20 protein-coding genes are annotated in these 20,521 nt (G+C 38.0%); 11 read left to right on the top strand and 9 right to left on the bottom strand.

Features of this window, described 5'->3' with window-relative positions:
* The first annotated feature begins 182 nt into the window (after positions 1-182).
* The 5 genes from LVD47_RS21260 (at position 183) to LVD47_RS21240 (ending at position 4,355) form a co-directional block, all read left to right on the top strand.
* Positions 183-1,001: an inositol oxygenase family protein gene (locus LVD47_RS21260; protein ID WP_236980468.1), complete on the top strand. Its 819-nt coding sequence runs from the start codon at positions 183-185 to the stop codon at positions 999-1,001.
* Positions 1,002-1,034: 33 nt separating this feature from the next.
* On the top strand, positions 1,035-1,403 hold the full coding sequence (locus tag LVD47_RS21255; RefSeq protein ID WP_236980467.1) for an Rpn family recombination-promoting nuclease/putative transposase: 369 nt from the start codon (positions 1,035-1,037) through the stop codon (positions 1,401-1,403).
* Positions 1,404-1,755: 352 nt separating this feature from the next.
* Positions 1,756-1,944, top strand: a complete 189-nt coding sequence (locus tag LVD47_RS21250) for a hypothetical protein (protein ID WP_236980465.1) — start codon at positions 1,756-1,758, stop codon at positions 1,942-1,944.
* Between the two features lie 80 nt (positions 1,945-2,024).
* Positions 2,025-2,690, top strand: a complete 666-nt coding sequence (locus LVD47_RS21245) for a hypothetical protein (RefSeq protein WP_236980464.1) — start codon at positions 2,025-2,027, stop codon at positions 2,688-2,690.
* A 78-nt stretch (positions 2,691-2,768) separates the two neighbouring features.
* Positions 2,769-4,355: a sulfatase family protein gene (locus LVD47_RS21240; RefSeq protein ID WP_236980463.1), complete on the top strand. Its 1,587-nt coding sequence runs from the start codon at positions 2,769-2,771 to the stop codon at positions 4,353-4,355.
* Between the two features lie 21 nt (positions 4,356-4,376).
* On the opposite strand, the gene LVD47_RS21235 is transcribed toward LVD47_RS21240, so the two are convergent.
* The 9 genes from LVD47_RS21235 to LVD47_RS21195 all read right to left on the bottom strand — a co-directional run bounded on the left by LVD47_RS21235 (position 4,377) and on the right by LVD47_RS21195 (position 13,084).
* Positions 4,377-5,306: a DUF4340 domain-containing protein gene (locus tag LVD47_RS21235; protein ID WP_236980462.1), complete on the bottom strand. Its 930-nt coding sequence runs from the start codon at positions 5,304-5,306 to the stop codon at positions 4,377-4,379.
* A gap of 18 nt (positions 5,307-5,324) precedes the next feature.
* On the bottom strand, positions 5,325-6,830 hold the full coding sequence (locus LVD47_RS21230; protein WP_236980461.1) for a GldG family protein: 1,506 nt from the start codon (positions 6,828-6,830) through the stop codon (positions 5,325-5,327).
* A gap of 15 nt (positions 6,831-6,845) precedes the next feature.
* The gene (locus LVD47_RS21225; protein ID WP_236980460.1) at positions 6,846-7,574 is read right to left on the bottom strand and encodes an ABC transporter permease subunit; all 729 of its coding nucleotides are present in this window, start codon (positions 7,572-7,574) and stop codon (positions 6,846-6,848) included.
* On the bottom strand, positions 7,571-8,554 hold the full coding sequence (locus LVD47_RS21220) for an ATP-binding cassette domain-containing protein (protein WP_236980459.1): 984 nt from the start codon (positions 8,552-8,554) through the stop codon (positions 7,571-7,573). The genes LVD47_RS21225 and LVD47_RS21220 overlap by 4 nt, the downstream gene beginning before the upstream one ends.
* Positions 8,555-8,959: 405 nt before the next feature.
* The gene (locus tag LVD47_RS21215; RefSeq protein WP_236980458.1) at positions 8,960-9,682 is read right to left on the bottom strand and encodes a YebC/PmpR family DNA-binding transcriptional regulator; all 723 of its coding nucleotides are present in this window, start codon (positions 9,680-9,682) and stop codon (positions 8,960-8,962) included.
* 64 nt (positions 9,683-9,746) lie between these two features.
* A complete protein-coding gene (locus LVD47_RS21210; protein WP_236980456.1) occupies positions 9,747-10,667 on the bottom strand; it encodes a hypothetical protein in 921 nt (306 codons plus the stop codon).
* Between the two features lie 20 nt (positions 10,668-10,687).
* Complete coding sequence (locus tag LVD47_RS21205; RefSeq protein WP_236980455.1) at positions 10,688-11,380, bottom strand: GNAT family N-acetyltransferase; 693 nt, start codon at positions 11,378-11,380, stop codon at positions 10,688-10,690.
* 182 nt (positions 11,381-11,562) lie between these two features.
* Positions 11,563-12,648: a 3-oxoacyl-ACP synthase III family protein gene (locus tag LVD47_RS21200; RefSeq protein ID WP_236980454.1), complete on the bottom strand. Its 1,086-nt coding sequence runs from the start codon at positions 12,646-12,648 to the stop codon at positions 11,563-11,565.
* A 34-nt stretch (positions 12,649-12,682) separates the two neighbouring features.
* Positions 12,683-13,084 carry a DUF6565 domain-containing protein gene (locus LVD47_RS21195; RefSeq protein WP_236980453.1) on the bottom strand — a complete coding sequence of 134 codons (402 nt, stop codon included), beginning with the start codon at positions 13,082-13,084 and terminating at the stop codon, positions 12,683-12,685.
* A gap of 215 nt (positions 13,085-13,299) precedes the next feature.
* On the opposite strand from LVD47_RS21195, the gene uppS reads away from it, so the two are divergent.
* The 6 genes from uppS to LVD47_RS21165 all read left to right on the top strand — a co-directional run bounded on the left by uppS (position 13,300) and on the right by LVD47_RS21165 (position 20,336).
* Positions 13,300-14,040, top strand: coding sequence for an undecaprenyl pyrophosphate synthase (gene uppS, locus LVD47_RS21190; protein WP_236980452.1), 741 nt, complete (start codon positions 13,300-13,302; stop codon positions 14,038-14,040).
* 77 nt (positions 14,041-14,117) lie between these two features.
* Entirely contained in the window at positions 14,118-16,658 is a 2,541-nt protein-coding gene (gene bamA / locus LVD47_RS21185; protein WP_236980451.1) for an outer membrane protein assembly factor BamA, read from the top strand.
* Positions 16,659-16,938: 280 nt separating this feature from the next.
* The gene (gene cysC, locus LVD47_RS21180; RefSeq protein ID WP_236980450.1) at positions 16,939-17,532 is read left to right on the top strand and encodes an adenylyl-sulfate kinase; all 594 of its coding nucleotides are present in this window, start codon (positions 16,939-16,941) and stop codon (positions 17,530-17,532) included.
* On the top strand, positions 17,532-18,440 hold the full coding sequence (gene cysD, locus LVD47_RS21175) for a sulfate adenylyltransferase subunit CysD (RefSeq protein ID WP_236980448.1): 909 nt from the start codon (positions 17,532-17,534) through the stop codon (positions 18,438-18,440). The genes cysC and cysD overlap by 1 nt, the downstream gene beginning before the upstream one ends.
* A gap of 37 nt (positions 18,441-18,477) precedes the next feature.
* Positions 18,478-19,779, top strand: coding sequence for a sulfate adenylyltransferase subunit 1 (locus LVD47_RS21170; RefSeq protein WP_236980446.1), 1,302 nt, complete (start codon positions 18,478-18,480; stop codon positions 19,777-19,779).
* A gap of 38 nt (positions 19,780-19,817) precedes the next feature.
* On the top strand, positions 19,818-20,336 hold the full coding sequence (locus tag LVD47_RS21165) for a UpxY family transcription antiterminator (RefSeq protein ID WP_236980445.1): 519 nt from the start codon (positions 19,818-19,820) through the stop codon (positions 20,334-20,336).
* Positions 20,337-20,521 lie beyond the last annotated feature (185 nt).

The raw sequence follows: 20,521 nt of genomic DNA, 5'->3' as shown, positions 1-20,521 counted from the left end.
AATACTAGCAATTAGTAGGGTGTTTACTCATTCCACGGACTCAAGGCACTTTAGGCACTTGAAGTACTAAGAGTTAGGAGTAAAGTATTGATTGTGAAAATAATATGATGTTTATCAACTTTAGCTCACTCCACGGACTTTAGACACTTCAAATAATAAGACATTTTAAAAACTTTTATAAAATGAAAACACAACAAAAAGAGTTTAGAAACTATGACCAAAGCGATGCCACGGCTGCGGTTCGTGAGCATTATAAAAAGATGCGGATGTATCAAACTTACGATTATGTCCGGGCAATGAAAGAAAAGTATCTTACCTATGATATGCCATTGGACCTGTGGGATGCATTTGTAAAATTGAATGAACTCATTGATGTGAGTGACCCTGACCTGGATCTGCCCAATATCCAGCACTTAGCGCAATCTGCAGAGGCTATTAGAGAAGATGATCGTCCGGATTGGATGCAATTGGTGGGGCTGATTCACGACCTGGGTAAAATGATGTACCTCAAGGGATCGGATGAAGACGGGACCAGCCAGGCTGAGCAATGGGGCCTCGTAGGTGATATTTTTGTCGTGGGAGCAGCCTTGCCGGATACATTAGTATATCCTGAATTCAATAGTCTGAGCCCTGATATGAGTGACCCCAGATACAATACCGAAACCGGGGTTTATGAAGAAGGATGTGGTCTGGACAATTTGGAATTGGCATGGGGCCATGATGAATACCTGTACCAGGTCCTTAAAAACCACTCCACGAATATTTTACCAGAAGAAGGAATGGTAATGATCCGATACCACTCATTTTATCCCTGGCATACGGGTGGTAGCTACGAGAAGCTGACCAATGAAAGAGATGAAAAGTATAAGGAATGGATCCGGGACTTTAACCAATATGATTTGTATTCCAAGTCGGATAAGATCTATGACCTGGAAGAGATCAAAGATTACTATGCTCCTATTGCAGAAAAGTATTTGGGGACAGGACATATACATTGGTAGATCCTATATTCTGTCTAATTTACTTCTCTTGAAGTGGTAAAAAAGACCCATAGTCCGCACGACCGGTTCGTAAAGTCCTTTCTCAGTGACATTGAGGTAGCCAGGGATTACTTTGCTGAATTTTTGCCGGATTCCCTCCTGAGAATAATAAATCTTGATCGGTTATTTCATTCTGGAACGAGTTTAATTTCCGGTGTGCAAAAGGAGATTTTTGCAGATGTCGTCTTTCGATGTTCTGTGAAAGGGCAGGAGGAGTTTTTATATTTTAGCTTATTATTTGAACATAAGAGCGATAAGTATGAATATGTAAGTATCCAGTTTGGTAATTACCTTTTCGGCGCATATCAACAGCAATTGAAAGAAAAGAATTATCCGCTTATTCCTGTGATACCCTTTTTGTAGTACCATGGGAGCGAACAGTGGCATCCCCGGGATATGCATGAGCTTTTTGAGGATTATCCATCGCTATTAAAAAAGTATATCCCGTACTATAAAATCATATTCAGGAATATTGTGGATTACCCGGATGAGCGGTTACTTGAATTGGGAAACGCTCTTCTGGCATCGGCTCTGCTTACACAAAAATACTCGAATAGCCCTGAGGAATTGTTGACCCGATTTAAAAGTATTTTTTCTATCTTGGAATCATGGACTGACCGGAACTTAGTCAAGAGTTTGGTCGTTTACTTTTTTTGAACTTGTAGAAGTAGAAGATAATCAATTACAGGATTTAGTTGAAAAAATACCGGAAGTTATGAAGTCCACCTTTGTAAGTACAGAAGATAAAATCCGACAAAAAGGAATAAAAGAAGGAATGGAACAAAGCCGTATCCAGGCAATTCAAAATATGTTCCTCAAAGGATTTGAAGTTTCGGTAATATGTGATATACTTGAGGTATCCCCCGAATTGGTAGAAAAAATAAGGAGGGGACAGCAAGAATAATTTTGTTCTTATGCAGCGAACTCCATTTAAAAGACGTTTTTAATTGTGTCTTTTGTAGTTTACTTTACAATGTTCTATTCATGAGAAAAATTTCCCTTCTTGTTATTCCAGCTTTATTGCTTGTTTCCTGTCTAAAAGAAAACCTTCCTCTAGTAGAAAATATTAAGAAAGGTGACAAATGGGGAATTGAAATTGGTAGCTCTGCAAAAGAAGTTTATAACCGTTTACAAAGTCTGGGTATTGAAAAAGACTTTTCCCAAGTGGCCGTAGTGGGGAGAAAATCTTATGCCGAGCCTGAAGAACTGGAAAGCTCTCTTGAATTTTATAATGCCACTACGCTGCAAAGTAATTCCGGAAGGATAGAAAGGGTGATTATACAGTTTCCGGCAGATACCATTGCTTCCATTAGTACTGGAGGTGCTCTTCCCGAAGAAGTGGACCGATGGCCATTGAATGTGGCGGATAGTTCTGCATTTAATATTGGAGACAAGGTTGCTGAACTTTATCCCAAACTTGAATCTCTTTATCGAATATCCGATTACAGCGATTTAGATATTATTTTACCGGATAAACCGCTGAATAAGTCTTTTGATCCCGATATGGAGAACTTTAATGAATGGGCCTTTTCATTCTTTACTGATGCCGGGCCGGGCAAAAGAGGTAGATCCGATGTGCGACTTTATTTTGAAGACGGATTCCTGGAAAGAATCTACCACAAATACGATGAATTTGAGGTGCAACATTAGACAAATTCAATCCATAAATTTCTAATTTTCGATTTACGGCTATTTTTGATAATTTAGGAGGGTCAATATCTATATCTTATGAGAGGATTTCAATTTTTGTGGCTCCCCTTACTTGTCTTTTTTATTTTAAGTTGCCAAAGCACAGAGCAAAACACTGAGGAAAGGAAAAAGCCCAATATCATTTTTATTATGACGGATGATCACGCTTTTCAGGCCATAAGTGCTTATGGGTCTGAATTGATCCAAACTCCAAATATTGATAAACTGGCTCAGGAAGGTATGCTTTTTGACAGGGCATATGTTACCAATTCTATTTGTGCTCCAAGCAGGGCCGTAGTCCTTACGGGAAAGCACAGTCACCTGAATGGATTGACTGATAATGCCGTGCGGTTCGACAGTACACAAGTGACTCTTCCCAGGCTTATGCAGGAAGGTGGGTATAAGACAGCAGTTATTGGAAAGTGGCACCTAAAAACTCAACCAATGGGATTTGACTACTGGAAAGTGCTTCCCGGTCAGGGGCATTATTACAATCCGGAATTCAGGACACAAAACGGACGGGTAGTGGATACAGGATATGTGACGGATTTGATTACTGATTTTTCACTGGAATGGTTGGATGAAAATAAAGATGGTAATCAGCCTTTTATGCTAATGTATCAACACAAAGCGCCACACAGGGAATGGTTGGCCAAACCAAAATACTTTAAAGAATTCACTCAAAAGGAATTTCCGGTACCTTCTACCCTTTTTGACAATTATGAAAACCGGGGCAATGCAGCCAGGGAAGCGGAAATGCGTATAGCTGACCATATGGGGCTGACCAATGACAGTAAAATTAAACCTGAAATAGCAGAAGAACTGGGGCATAGTGATTTCATGTCCTGGTATACAAACGCCTATCGAAACAATTTGGACCGGATGAATCGTGAACAAAGATCTGCTTGGGATAACATCTATGATCCGATTAATAAAGAATTCAAAGGTGCCGGTATGTCTGGAGAGGATCTGACCCGATGGAAATACCAACGTTACATGCAGGATTATTTGGCGAGCATTGCATCAGTCGATGAAAACATTGGCCGTCTAATGGATTATTTAAAAGAAAATAACCTTGAAGAAAATACAGTAGTGATTTATACTTCTGACCAGGGATTTTATTTGGGGGAGCACGGATGGTTTGACAAGCGATTTATGTATGAGGAATCGTTCCGTACACCATTGATTATCAAATGGCCCGGGGTGGTAAAACCAGGGTCGATAAATTCTGATTTGGTGCAGAATCTGGATTTTGCCGAAACCATTCTCGACATGGCCGGAAATCCAATTCCGGACGCTATGCAAGGCAGTAGCCTTGTCCCGCTGTTAAAAGGAGAAAAGCCAATTTGGCGTAAGGCATTGTATTACCATTATTATGAATATCCCGGAATCCATGCCGTAAAACGCCATATAGGAGCAGCTACCGACCGGTATAAAATTATACACTTTTACAATGATATTGATGAGTGGGAATTATATGACTTGCAAGAAGACCCGCAGGAAATGTATAATGTCTATGGGCAAGAAGAGTATGCTGAGATTCAGACTGAAATGCATGAAATCTTACTGGATTTGGCGCGTGTATATGAAGATAGCGTTGGATTGGAGCAGGCACAATTTAAATAAAAATCTTTTTTGAAATAGCTTTTAGTTTTCCTGTGGTTGTATCAAGTAGTTCTTCGCTACAAATATTTTATTTATCGCAGCCGTATCGGAAAAGTAGTTTTCAGGATTTGTACTTGAATGTACGATGCCCACTTTATCGTATTTTGTGATAGTGATCTCTCTTTTATTACCGGATTGGAAGATAACATTCGCTGAAGGTGTCCCCAGGGAAGTTGTTTCGATGTCGTCAGCAAAATTTTTACTTGTGATTCTTTTCAAACCATTGAAAAATTCAGCAGTTTTTATAGAATCAACAGCGATGGAACCATCCATTTGCCAAAGGGAGTCCTGGTTCTCTAGTGTGAAATTTTCATTCGTTGAATATGTAAATGAAACCTGTTCAATAGAGTCAGGGGTGATATTCAAAATGTTCTGATCTCTGTAGCTTGCTGGTGTAGTGGGAACAGAGGATCCCATAAAATCGTCAATGGCATATACATTTTCTTCATTGAACAACCGGACATAAGTGAGGAAACCGCGTTGTCCTATTGTCCCTGATCTTCCGATTATGAGGTCCAGAGATTTATTCTCACCTTCAAAAACCTCTATTCTTTTGCCTGTAGAATCAACCTGGTAGTCTCTCCATTTCTGGGGGTCTTTGGTGGCAATACTCGAAGGACTAATCCTTTGTAATGAATTGAGCATATTTACTACTTTGGAATTTACTGCTGATACTTTTTTGCCGGAAAGTAGGGTGATTTCCCAGGAACCATTGTTGCGATGAAACTTTATCGGATCCGAACTTCCGGACAATAATATTGACGTTATAGCCGAAGTATCAATTGCTACAATATTTTCTCTAAAAGTTGAGCTTCTATCGCGTTGATTGCCAAAAAGCTTGAGTCCGGCATAAAAAATTGTAAGTGTCATTAATGTTACTGCCAGTTTCTTATTTGTAGGATTTTTAATCATAGCGAATTAGGAATTATTTTAAAAATTACCGTCAATCCAATTTTGTCTTTTTTTATTGTTCTTCTGTTTTCTATAAAAAGCAAAACCCAGAATGAGAAGTATGGGAGCAATGACATTTCCGTATTTGTACAAGTTTCGGGTTGCATCATCAACCTGGGCAATTGGGCGGGAGGTTATTCCTTTCGTACGTAAATTTATCAAGCCCGTATCATCTGATAACCAGTCAATGATATTGCTGGTGAAATTTACATTGTCTTCGTTTAGCCTTTGTTGCTGTTGGCCGGAGCCATTTACCGTGAAGGAGCTGTTACTGATTACTACCAGCCTTGAACCGTTTTCCAGTTCGACTGAAACTGCTACGGGTTGTGGACTTTGACCGAAGTCTTCCTGTGTCCACTCGCGGTTGATATCTACCATTGTGGGAGTGTTGACCAGCCCTGTTTGTTCTGAAGTAAATGCAAGCGGAGTGATCTTATTTAATGAATCTGACGGATCGAATTTTATTGCACTTACAAATGGGAGTACTACAGCCTCCAGGCCTTCTGTGGCCGGGTGGTCTGCAAAGTTGGAAATGATTGGAAAAAAGGGAAATTGCTTTTGTGTGTTCATGACAAATCCCCCCATATTTTGCTGTACGCTGACCGAACTACACGAAGCGTCAATCAAGTATTTATTTTCCAGTGATATTCCTTTGGTGGAAAGCCATTCTCCAACGCCTATTTCCGGTTTTGGCGATAAGTATTGTTGTTCAAGATTGGATAATAGGTTACTATAGGCGAGAAATATATTACCTCCATTTTGCATATAGCGGTCCAATTGATCCCTTTGCGTGAGAGGAAAAGAGTCGGTAGGTGCTATGATGGCTATACTCCGGTAATAAGTTGGGATCTCGGTAGTATCTGTTATTGTAAATTCCTCAACGTCGTAAAGCACATTCAACTCTTCCATGACCTGGGCAAGTGCATTTGAGGCGGGTTCTCCATGGCCCTGTAACAATCCAATTTTTGGTTTTTCGTCAATCGACAGTTTTTTTATCGCAGTCGTCAAGGTGTATTCTACACCTGCTCCGGGTGGTATTACCGGGATAACTTCTGATTTTTCTCCTAATTGAAGAATTGCACCCATGTAAACCCTCATTTGCTGTGCCTGGTCTTTTTGGGTTACGTTTACCATTAATGGCCGTATCCCTTCTTCCTGGGCCTTCCTTTCTGACTGTTCATCCTCATTGGGACTAATAAACCGATATACGATATTATTTCCCGACCTATTTTCATACTCTACAAGCAGGTCTTCAAAGTCCCTTTTCGCTTTGACCAATTGAGGGGGTAAATTATCAGTAAAATAAGCGGTGATGGTCACCACATCATCCAAATTGTCAATGATATCTTCTGTAGAAGAACTTAATGTATATCTTTTGTCAGCGGTGAAATCAATTCGGAAAAACAGTTCGTTGGTAATTAGGTTGGAAACAACTATTATTCCCACTATCAATATAAACCGGGTGATTATCGTGCTTTTTTTCATAACATCGATGCCTTTTTAATCTTGCCAGTTGCGTTTTGATAACATAATCTGAGAGAGTAAAAGTCCCAGGACTATTATGCTTAAAAAATAAAATATATCGCGTGTATCCACCACACCACGTGAAATTGATTCGAAATGGGATCGGGCGCTTAAGAAATTGAAAAGTGCTCCGGTCCAACCGGTTTGACTGGAACCAATAATATCAAACAATATGTGAAAAAATATACCTATGAAAAGAGCTAGCAAAAAAGCGACAATTTGATTTTGAGTAATACTGCTTGCGAAAATTCCGATACTTATGTACATGCCACTTAAAAGTAACAGGCCAAAGTATCCTCCTATTATAGCACCATGGTCGACATTTCCTAAGGAAGAAACGGACCAATAATACGGAATCGTACAAAGAATAGCTATCCCAACTAAAAGCAGACATGATAAAAACTTTCCGGTAACGATATTCCAATCGCTAATGGGTTTGGTACTTAAAAGCTCTATAGTCCCCGATCTGTTTTCTTCAGCCAGCGATCGCATAGTAATCGCGGGAATAAAAAAGAATAAAGTCCAAAAACTAATGCTGAAAAATACCTGCATATCTGCCTGGCCAATGAGAAAAACATTGCTACTGGAAGAAAGCCAGGTGAAAAACCCGCTTAGCCCCAGAAATATAATAATCATCATATAGGCCATTAGCGAATCGAAAAACGAATTTAATTCTCTTTTAGCGATTACCCATGTGCTATTCATGACTGGTCTTTGTTTGTATTCGATAAAAAGGCATCTTCGTTTTGTTTAGGAGCATCAGAAGTGACATTTCTGAAGACGTCTTCCAGGCGGGTTTCTTCTGCGCTCATTTCCAATAAATACCACTTGTTTTTTACGCACAAGTCGAATATTGGTTTTTTTGATGAAATTTCGGGATTGCTTTGAATCCGGAAGAAATTCGGTTTCGTGTTTAATCTTTCGATGGTATCCACAGAATCTAAAGATTGCAATGCCTTTTCGGGATCAATCCCATTTTGAGTCTCAATTTGTATTTTCAGAATTTCCTGGCCTTTTGCTTGCTTTCGCAGTACCTCTGCCGTACCGTCTGCAACAATTTTTCCCTTGTTGATGATGAGAATCCGGTCGCAGGTAGCTTCTACTTCAGAAAGTATATGGCTGCTAAGAATGACCGTTTTCTCCTTACCCAGTTCCTTTATGAGCTTGCGGATTTCAATAATTTGATTTGGATCTAGCCCTGTCGTCGGTTCATCCAGAATGAGTACTTCGGGGTCGTGGATCATGGCCTGGGCCAATCCCACTCTTTGGCGATACCCCTTGGAAAGTTCATTGATTGTTTTGTGGCGCTCGTCATTGAGTCCGCACAAATCAATCATTTGCCTGATTTTATGAGGGATTTCAGATGAAGGTAAACCCTGGATTTCGCCGCAAAACCAGAGGTAGTCAATAATCGACATATCTGTATAAATGGGATTGTTCTCTGGTAAGTAGCCAATTTTTCTTTTAACTTTCCGGGGCACTTTTGTTACATCCAGGCCTTCAACCTTTATAGTTCCTGATGTGGGTGCCAAATAGCTGGTAATCATTTTCATAGTTGTGCTCTTACCAGCCCCGTTAGGCCCTAAAAAACCAATGACTTCTCCTGTCCGGACTTCAAAAGAAATATTGTTTACTGCTTTTTGATCACCGTAGATCTTAGTTAAATTTTGTACAAAAATGGACATAACTTTAGATCTTAAAATAATATATGTTTTGAATCTTTACGCAATACCAAATTTATTGAATACAATGTTTTTTCAGAAATCTTGTGTTGTTAAAAATTGTTAAAATGCACTTTCATTGTTAATTTTGGTTTTTTGGTGTCTTTAAATTTCGTAGAGGGTGGAAAGGCCGAATGATTGTAGTTGTAAAGTGTGAATTTTGAGTAAAATTCAATTTCATAATGTAATTCATACTCACTGAGAAATCTGAATAGTCGTTAATAAACAGTTCTGATTTTATTAGCACTGAATTTGTTATTGCAGTTGAACCACTCCCAGATTGCAGCTGGCAGTTCTCAACATTGTATTCATGGGCTCCAGATCGAAAGTATTCAAGCTTATTCGTTAGCAGACATGAGCATTAATATTTTACTCAAGATTGTGGAATACATTTTGGACATCATCGTCCTGCTCAAGTCGATCTATCAAATCCAACACTTCGTCAATTTGGTCTTCGGATAATGACTTGGTAAAGGATGGTATTCGTTCTAATTCTGATTTCTCAACATTAAATCCATTTTCATCCAGTCCGGATTGCATGGCTCCAAAATCCGGAAAAGCTACATATATTTTATAGAATATTCCGTCTTCCGTGTTTTCCTTTTCCAATTTTTCCAGACCAAAATCAATTAATGTTAACTCTGCTTCTTCAGGATCATCAATTTGGTCTTCTTGTAAGTAAAATACACCTTTCCGGTCAAAAATAAAATCGTGCATACCGGAAGTACCAAGGGCCCCTCCTTTTTTATTAAAGGATGCGCGAACATTGGCCACTGTACGTGTTGGATTATCTGTAGCGGTTTCTATAATAACAGCTACGCCATGAGGGGCCATTCCTTCATAAGTGACTTCATCATAACCGGACGTATCTTTATCCGCTGCTTTTTTAATGGCAGCTTCTATTTTGTCTTTCGGCATTTGGACGGACTTGGCATTTTGTATGGCTCTTTTCAACAAGATATTGGCCTCAGGGTCCGGACCACCATTTTTAACTGCGATAGTTATTTGTCGACCAGCCTTGGAAAATTGCTTAGCCATTTTGTCCCAGCGTGCAAATTTAGTCGCCTTTCTGTATTCAAATGCTCTCCCCATTGTTGTGTTATTAAAATTAATTTGCAAAAATAATACTAATACCAAAGTATTAGATTTTATTTCTTCAATTTTTTCTTTTATACATGGATGAAATGTGTTTCAAAAGCATAGGTTTGAAATGGATGAATTCAGGATAATATTCATTTTGAGCTCCCATTTCGCGATTGAAATTAGCTACACCTGGAATTTGAGATCCGCAAAGATCTATCCGAAGGCCTTTTGAATGTGCAAAACGGATAGATTCCCACCGTAGAATTTCACTTACCGGAAGGTGGGTTTTTGAATAATTTTTTCCTCTCAAAAGAAAGTAGGCCGTGTGGGAATCCCAGGCTATAAGTTGAGACCCCAAAATCCTATCGTTTTTATTTCTTACTATCATCCCTATTGTACTGGCTTTACAAGCCATTATCCGTTCAATGGAATTAATATCTATTGAATGCAAATTGTTTTTAGCCAAACTTCCTGCAAGCCCTTTGAATAAGTTATCCGGGTTTGTTTCCTCGTCAACCCTGATATCAAAGGATTTGGAAAGTTTTTTTCTTTTAGATTTGTTTATTGTGTTCCAATATTCATCCAGGGTATCGTAATGAGGATAAAATTGTCTCACCCTTAATCGAATATCTTTTGTAGTTTCTTTATGAGACTTTGAATATTTGATTTTTATATACGAAAAGAAAGGAATGTGTTTATAGAGTTCACGTAAGACGTTGGATATTTCTGTGTTGTCTAAAATGATAATATTATTATATGTGCTAAAAGATGGGGGGGTCCATTTTAAAATTCCTAAATGGCGACTTGGGGTTGCATAGGCCCATGCCCATCTGGTTATGCCGTTGTTCCCGAGCGCGACTATTGCAGACCAATTAGATGAGCCAAGCATGCAATCAAGCCAATGAGGTTGTACAAATAGAGGTTGATGAGAAAGGTCAATGGCCCTATATTTTTCCTGGCCGTCCATTATTATATTGCTTTTATTTAACTTCATTGACCTATCCAAAATTTTTATTACTGGATTTTATTTTTGATTTTGCGGATAAATGATGAGAGCAGAGGCTTGTATCTGTAATAATGCACAACATTACCGCCAAAACCTTTTTTAAATTGCTTTAGAGTATCTATTTCAAAGCCACCCATATCATATTTTGTAAATCCCATTTTATTAAAGTGCATAAAATCTCGGTGAAAAAGAAAAGTATTGGCCATGCCAGCTAATTGACGGACTTTGGAGTCTTGAAACTCCCGATAACGCGATATATTCATAGATAATAGACATTGTGAATTTTCGGGATCCAATAAATGGCCGTGCATGGAAAGAATGCCGAATTTGGAAGTTTTGATGGTAGTAAATAGTCGGTGTGGGCGGGGAGTAAGAAGAGAATATGGATAATACGTTACATTTGGATTGAACTGAACAATGGATTTTTGCAAGTCATAAAAGTCCTCTCCAGATCGGTGAATATTATATTCAAGACGCATTTCAGAAGCTTTTCGTACATATCTTCGAACGCGGTACTGGTAAGATGAAAGAAGGTCTTTTTCATCTTGACTGATATCAATGACCAGGGTTTTGAATTTATTTTTTGAATACCAGGGTCTGAATTTATTCGCAGTATTATAATCATAAGTATCCATCGAAAGGTGAGGAACGTTTCTGGAATAATATATAGTAGATGTATGTTTTGAATTATCCGTAATCATAAAACACTAAGATACCATCAAGAGGTGAATATCTTTTTAGGATAGCATATAATTTAATATAGGAATTGGGGATTTTAACGTGTTTTCAGTATATTAAGAATAGGTAATATGTCATATAAATTGGGATTGGATTGCATTTGCCATCCCTTGGGTACTTATGTTTTAAGTAATATGAGTATTTTTTACACTTTGTAAATTAGGGCATTGATGTTCATGCCGGCACCCACAGAAGCAAACAATATGGTATCACCTGTTTCAATTTTATGGTTTTCCAGTTTCCCTTTTAATGTTAAATCCAAAAGGGTAGGTAATGTAGCCACGGAGGAATTCCCGAGCCATGATACAGTCATAGGCATTACAAATTCCGGAATGTCCTTGATATCGTATAAAGCGTATAATCTTTGTAAAATAGCATCATCCATTTTTCCATTGGCCTGATGAATGAAGATTTTCTTTATTTTGTCAATATGAAGACTAATGGAGTCCAGGCAACTCTTAATGGATTGAGGAACTGTTTCGAGGGCGTATTGATAGAGTTTCCTTCCGTTCATCTTGAGAAATAGTTCGGAGTTATCTCCTGCACTTTCACCGTATGATTGATTCATATGGAGCATGTGGCTATAATTGTATGTATCGGAACGAGTTTTGTGAGCGAGAATGCCACGCTGATTCGGTTCATTTCCTTTATTCTCAAGGATTATGGCTCCAGCTCCATCTGCATAAAGCATACTGTCCCGGTCGTGGGGATCTGAGACCCTGGATAGAACTTCTGCACCAATAACCAAAATTTTCTGAGCATCTCCGGATTTGATATAATAGTTGGCTTGTATTAATGCCTGTAACCAACCCGGGCAACCAAAAGTAATGTCATAGGCCACTGCATCCGGGTTCTTTATTCCTAGATTTTGTTTTACTCTTGCGGCCAAAGAAGGTACGATGTCAGATCTGTTGTTATTCTTTTTGACATCGCCAAAGTTATGAGCTACAATAATGTAATCGAGGGTTTCACTATTTATTCCGGAATCAATTATGGCATCTTTGGCTGCGAAATATGCTATGTCGGAAGTAACCAAATCATCGGTCACATATCTTCTTTCTTCAATTGTAGTGATACTTTTAAATTTATCAAGTATTTCGGGGTTGGATTTATTGAGTGGAACATTTTTTTTAGAAAAGAATTCATGTTTTAAAAAATGTTCGTTTGGTATTTTGCGCGTAGGGATGTAGGTTCCTGTTCCGGTTATTACTCCCTGGGGTTTTATATTCATATTACCGTAAGGTACGAATTAATTTATGGAACCATCAGTTATTTCCCTTTTTCAATTCTTCGGCAATGTTTTTAAGGACCTCTGAAAACTCGGATTTTTCTTCATTTTTGTCAGCAAACATTGATTTAATTTCATTTCCAAGTCTGATGGTCACATATTTTATTGATAGGCCAACAAATTTTCCTTTTTGTCCGGTGTCCATTTCGTCTTTTAAAGCATTGTAGCAATTTTCATAATAATTGACAAATTTATGGTCCCAGGTTTCCCAGTCATTTGAGTTGGATTCTTTTCGCTTTTCTTTTACTGTTTCTACTAATGACTCCATCTTCCCAATTAGCTGTTCAGGATTTGACCCACATTGTAATGACTCACAACTGCACAGAATAGATAATATTAATAATGTAAATAATGTATTTTTGCCAAATATTTTTCTCATCGATATAGCTTAGTCTGTCGAATTTACCAGGGGCATATTTTTGTTTCTAAAGAATTAAATTGATTTTTGCGGGATTTATTGTCCCAGAAATAAAATAACAACTTAGAAATCACCATTTAGAAAAGACACCTATGAAATTGTTGCTCTGTCGAATAAATAACGAAAGGTGTATTATCTAAGGATAACTTTATTAATTTTGTGCGAAATCCTCAATAATGGATATTAAAGACCAGGTTGTTTTAAATAAAATTCCGGAACACATTGCTGTCATTATGGATGGTAATGGGAGATGGGCCCGTAAACACGGTAAACCCAGAGTCTTCGGACATAAAAACGGAGTACAATCTGTGAGGGAGATTACAGAAGCGGCAGCAGAAATAGGGGTAAGATATCTAACGTTGTATGCATTTTCTACAGAAAACTGGTCTCGTCCAAAATTGGAAGTTAACGCCCTGATGGGATTATTGGTAGAAACTATTCACAAGGAAGTGGATACATTAAACAGAAATAATATACGGTTGAAAGCTATTGGAGAATTTGAAAAACTACCACCAAAAACTTGTGAAGCATTGAAAGAAGGCATGGAAGAGACCAGGGACAATACCCATATGGACTTGATTTTGGCATTGAATTACAGTAGCCGTTGGGAAATCTCCAATGCGGTACAAAATATTGTAAGTGATGTAATTGGGGATAAAATTAATGCTGAAGACATTTCGGAATCGTTGATTTCTAATTACCTTGCGACGCATTTTATGCCGGACCCCGAATTATTGATCCGGACAAGTGGTGAAAAAAGATTAAGTAATTTTCTATTGTGGCAAAGTGCTTATACGGAATTTTACTTTACTGAAAAGATGTGGCCAGAATTCCGCAAGGAGGATTTTTATTCTGCTGTGCATGAATTTCAGAATAGGGAAAGAAGGTTTGGCAAAACAAGTGATCAGATTGTTTAATAATATGTTAATTGTCGTTTGATGGTGGTAATGAGGTGAAATTGCTTCGTTTATCGTGAAGAAAAGATCAAAAATTTATGAATATAGTGATATACAATATTTCTATCCCACATAAAATCTGGATATTGTTTTTTCTGATTTTGTGTGTTCTTCCAGGGTTTGCACAACAACCACAGGAAAAAGAGGTTTTGGAAATTGGAGATGTTCAGATTAAAGGGGCGCAGCATACTGATCCCAAAGCCCTTAAGGTAGTGGCAGGTCTGGAAGTTGGGAGTACCGTCAATATCCCTGATGATACCCAGGAAGCGTTTAATAATTTGTGGGAGTTAAATCTTTTTTCAGACATTAAATTTGTTCAGAGGAAACGAATCGATGATGTTGTATTTATTGATATTATTGTAACGGAAAGACCAAGGTTGACCCGGTTTTATTTTGAAGGTATTAAGAATTCTAGAGAGGAAGACTTGACAGAAGCGGCTGAAAAATATCTTGTTAAAGGTGGTATTGTTACAGAAAGTTCAATGACAAAGGCCAAAAATGCCATAAAGAAGTACTATATCGATAAGGGATATCTGGATGCTCAAATTGATATGGAAATTATCGCTGAAGAAAAATTGGAAAATGGTGTTCAGGTGAAAATTTCAGTTGATCGGAAAGATAAAGTGAAAATCAAGGATATAGTTTTTACGGGAAACACTGTAGTGAAATCCAGAAAACTGCGAAAGCAGATGGAAGAAACCAATCGAAAAAGGAAGTTATTTTCATCTTCAAAATGGATCAAGGATAAATACGAGGAGGACAAAAAGAAAGTGGTTGCTTATTACCAGTCATTGGGGTTTCGCGATGCAATAATAGTGAATGATAGCACCTGGAGAAATGAAGATGGTCATATGATGATTCAGATTGACCTGGAAGAAGGGGGACAATATTACTTGCGGGATATTGCCTGGAAAGGTAATACTCTATATACGACAGACCAATTGGATAGAGTGCTTGGGTTGAAAAAAGGAGATGTGTATAACAGGGAGGAGTTGGAAAAAAGATTGAGTTTTTCGCTTGATGGAAATGATGTCTCGGCCTTGTATATGGACGATGGATATTTGTTTTTTAATGCCCAACCTGTTGAAGTGGCAATAAAGGAAGATTCTGTGGATATCGAAGTAAGGATTTTCGAAGGTCCGCAGGCCACTATTGATCGGGTAGTGGTTAATGGAAACGACAGAACTCATGAACATGTGATTCGAAGAGAATTGACTACTTTGCCTGGTAAGAAGTTCAGTAGGTCTGATATCATACGTTCCCAGCGAAAAGTACTTGCCCTCGGTTATTTCAATCAAGAGACCATGGGGATCAATACTCCGGTAAATGAACAGCGGGGAACAGTGGATATAGAATATGATGTAGAAGAACAATCTTCTGACCAATTGGAGTTGTCGGCCGGATATCAGCCGGAAAGTTATTTTAGCAGTGGAGGTTTGATCGGTACACTTGGTCTTACATTTAATAACTTTTCGCTTAGGAATATTGGTAACAGGGAAGCATGGCATCCACTTCCCACAGGTGATGGACAAAAACTAAGTGTGCGGGCCCAATCTAATGGTAATTTTTACCAGTCATATAATTTTTCATTTACAGAGCCATGGATGGGAGGGAAAGCACCGAATTCATTTACCCTGGCAGCGTATCACAATAAGTTCTCTAATTATGTGAATATTGACCAAAACATGACAATGTCGCAGATTACGCTTGGATTGGGTTCTCCACTGAAGTGGCCCGATGAGAATTTTGTGATCAATAATACCATGAATTACCAGCGAATTGACATTAATAATTATACTAGGATCTTTACTTTGCCGGATGGAACACCTGTAAGTAATGGTCTTTATAATAATATTTACCTGGAAACTACATTTGCACGAAGTACTATTTATGAGCCTATCTTTCCTACAGAAGGTTCGAAATTTAGTGTGGCAATGCAATTAACCCCTCCTTACAGCCTGATGAGTAATAAAAATTATAATGGCCTAGGTATAGAAGAAAAGTTTAAATGGGTGGAATACCATAAATGGAGTGTGAAAGCAGAGTGGTATAAACAAGTTTTTGGGAAATTTGTAGTAAAGGCCAGTGCCAAGATGGGATTTCTGGGATTTTATAATCAAGAGATCGGTCAATCTCCTTTCGAAAGGTTTGAGTTTGGTGCTGAACCCTTGTCTTCAAATTTTGTTGTTACCGGCCAGGAGCGTATTAATATGAGGGGGTATGAAACCGCCAATTTCCCGGCTGTAGCACCCAATGGGCAGAATTCCAATATCAGTGGATCAAGTATATACAATAAATATACACTGGAACTCAGGTATCCATTCTCATTGAATCCGAGCTCTACAATTTATGCTTTGGCCTTTATGGAAGGGGGAAATGCATTTAATGATTTCAAAGCTTTTAACCCATTTAACATCAAAAGGGCTGCCGGTCTTGGGTTGAGGGTATTTTTACCAATGTTTGGATTGATTGGATTTGATTATGGTATTGGATGGGATAAACCACAATTGCAAGCAGCGAATTCCAAATTTACAGATTTTGGAAAGTTCCAGATATTATTAGGATTTGAACCGGAATAAAAGTTGCGTAAAATCGTTTGATTTTCCCATTATAACCTGGATTTTAAATTGAAGTATTTCTTATAATTTTATTTCCAAACTGTTAAAGTTTCTTTTTGAACAAAAAGTAATTTGACTTCTCTTTTGCTCATAAAGTCTATATAATCAGTAGAGTATAGTGATTGATTTATATAACTTCAATAGAATCAACTTGATGACATGAAAAAAATAGCCAAAATAGATTGATGGAGACTCAATTATATATTTATTTTTGCGTTTTCAGAGAGGTAGAAAAATAATTATGGAACACATATACCCAATATTTGATCAGGTAGTTTCCAGAGATGAAAAACAATCATTTCTGGGGCAGAAAGGAGGTGTTTTTTGGCTTACGGGCCTCTCTGGAAGTGGGAAAAGTACCCTCGCCTTGTCGCTGGAAAGGATTTTAATGACGAAGGACTATTTCCCTTCTCTATTAGATGGAGACAATATGAGAAATGGTTTGTGTAAGGATCTTTCTTTTGCTTCTGCGGATCGTGAAGAAAATGTACGTCGCATTGCGGAAATGGCTAAAGTATTGGTTCGGAATGGTATAATTACCATTTGCTCTTTTGTAAGCCCTATGGAGAATATGAGGAAATTGGCAAAGACAACAATCGGTGAATCAGATTTTCATTTGATATATGTAAAAGCAAGTGTTGAGACCTGTATTGAAAGGGATACTAAAGGCCTTTATAAAAAAGCTTTAAAAGGAGAAATTAAAAATTTTACGGGAATAAGTGCTCCTTATGAGGTACCCGAACAGCCTGATTTAATATTAGATACCGAAAAGTATAAAGCTGAAGAGAATATTGAGAATTTATTGAACTACGTTTTAAAATGTGTTAAAATATAATGGATTATCACCTTAATCACCTTCGAGAACTAGAATCAGAATCTATTTTTGTGCTGAGGGAAGTCGCTGCCCAATTTGAGAATCCTGTTATTCTCTTTAGCGGTGGAAAGGATAGCATACTTATGGTATACCTGGCCGTAAAAGCGTTTTACCCTGCTCGAGTACCATTTCCTCTTTTACATATCGATACGGGACACAACTTTCCGGAGACGTTAAAATTCAGGGATGACCTGGTTGAAAAGTACAATTTAAAGTTAAACGTAGGAAGTGTACAGGAAGCAATTAACGAAGGTAAGATCGTCGAAGAAAAGGGATTTAATGCAAGTAGGAATTTATTGCAAACCTCAGTTCTTCTTGAATCACTGGAAAACGGTAAATATGATGCTGCTATGGGAGGGGGTAGACGAGATGAAGAAAAAGCTCGAGCAAAAGAGCGGTTTTTTTCCCACAGAGATGAGTTTAGCCAATGGGATCCCAAGAATCAACGTCCTGAATTGTGGAATCTTTTCAATGCCAAAAAGCAATACGGTGAACACTTTAGAGTATTCCCCATTTCGAATTGGACGGAATTGGATGTTTGGCAGTATCTTTCGTTAGAAAAAGTACCGCTTCCTAATTTATATTTTGCACATGAAAGGGAAGTATTTGATCGGGACGGAGTTTTATTGGCGGATTCGGAGTTTATTGTGAAAAAACCAGAAGAAACAGAAAGTATTCGCAAGGAGATGGTTCGATGCAGAACTATTGGAGATATGACCTGCACGGGTGTTTGGCCTTCAACTGCTGTTACGGTTGAGGGTATAATTGAGGAAGTAGCGACTACTCGAATGACTGAGAGAGGGGGCAGAACTGACGACAAGAGATCGGATACTGCCATGGAAGACCGAAAGAAACAAGGCTATTTCTAAAATATTATTTCCCAATTCTTAGACAATAAATAAGTACATGAGTACAAATAATAACCAACCGACAACACAACAATTTAAAGGAGAATACGAGGACACGGAATTATTGCGATTTACTACGGCAGGCTCCGTAGATGATGGAAAGTCAACCTTGATTGGAAGATTGTTATACGATAGTAAATCTATTTTTGAAGATCAGTACGATGCTGTAAAAAGTGCCAGTGAGAGGAGAGGAGAAGACGGAGTTAATTTTGCATTACTTACCGATGGACTAAAATCAGAACGGGAACAGGGAATTACGATTGATGTTGCTTATCGGTATTTTTCCACGCCTAAACGCAAATTTATTATAGCTGATACTCCGGGGCATATACAGTATACGAGAAATATGGTCACAGGAGCCTCGACGGCAAATGTGGCATTAATATTGATTGATGCCCGAAATGGTGTTGTGGAGCAAACCAAAAGACACGCTATCATAGCTTCTTTACTTCAAATCCCTCATTTATTGGTCTGTATTAATAAAATGGATTTGGTAGATTATGATGAGGATGCATATGAAAGGATTAAAGAAGATTTTGAACGATTTTCTTCAAAATTGGATGTTTCCGATGTGAACTATATCCCTATTTCTGCTTTGAAGGGGGATAATGTAGTTACTCGATCAGAATCGATGACCTGGTTTGAAGGACCAACTCTTATCTATTACCTGGAAAATGTTCATATAGCAAGTGATCATAATTTTATTGATAATAGATTTCCAGTTCAACATGTATTGAGGCCCTATAATGATGACTTCCATGATTATAGAGGGTATGCCGGAAGAATTGCCGGGGGGATATTCAAGAAAGGAGATGATGTATTATTATTGCCTACCGGATTTACCAGTAAAATAAAAAAGATTGATACGTTTGACGGGGAATTAAATGAGGCATTTGCCCCACAATCTGTGTCTATATTATTGGAAGATGATTTTGACCTGAGTAGAGGAGATATGATCGTTCGTCCAAATAATAAACCCGTAGTTACGCAAGATATAGAAGTTATGTTGTGTTGGTTTGATAGTGAAAAACCTTTACAACATAGAGGTAAGTATACCATTCTACATACCACTAATGAGGCCAGATGTTTGGTCAAAGATGTTAGATATAAGTTAGATATAAACACATTACATAGAGATCAGGAAGATAAAGAATTGAAAATGAATGACATAGGTAGGATTGTGCTAAGGACAACCAAACCTCTTTACGTAGATCCCTATCGCAAGAATAGAATTACCGGTAGCATTATCCTGATTGACGAAGGAACACATAATACGGTCGCAGCGGGTATGATAATATAGGTGCTTATTCCACATTCCGTAATTAACATCTTTCTTCTGTGGTAAAAGGAATTGACAGGGATGAACGTTGGTTTGCAATTCGAACCCGTACCAAAAGTGAAAAATGGGTAATACGTCAACTTCAAAATAAAAATATTGAGGCTTGGGTACCATTAAAAACGGAGGTGAAAAAATATCCTGGTAGAGTGCGGAAAACTGAAAAACCAATGATCTATGGCTATGTGTTTGTTCGCGTTAGTCATCAAGACTATATCCATGTTTTGCAAACGGAGAATGTATATGATTTTGTAAGATTTGAAAACACTATTCCCTCCATTCCGGATAGCCAAATAGAATTGTTGAAATATGTGGCAGGTGAAATAGAAAATCCCCTAATTACGGAGGAGCCGATACAAAAAGGCGACAAAGTGGAAGTGATATCTGGAGATCTGACAGGATTAAGGGGTGATTTAGTGGAGTTTAAAGGGAAAAAGCGGGTTGTAGTTCGATTGGATAACGTAGGGCTCTCTCTTCTTTTGGAAGTGCCCAAAGACCGTTTAATAAGGGTTTTGGATTAGATTGTTGGTATATCATTTCTCCCTCCATCTGATACTATGACAGGGTTGTTGGAAACATCCTTCTTTATCAACCATTTTTATCGACACCTTATATCTTTTTACACCATTTGAATACAATATGTAGACCCGATCTATTGATTGTCAAAGCTATAAATATTTTGACTGCTTTAATGATGGCATTTAAG

The sequence above is a fragment of the Membranihabitans maritimus genome (assembly GCF_021729145.1).
GTDB lineage: Bacteria > Bacteroidota > Bacteroidia > Chitinophagales > Saprospiraceae > Membranihabitans > Membranihabitans maritimus.
This window is presented reverse-complemented; position numbering and strand designations above follow the sequence as displayed.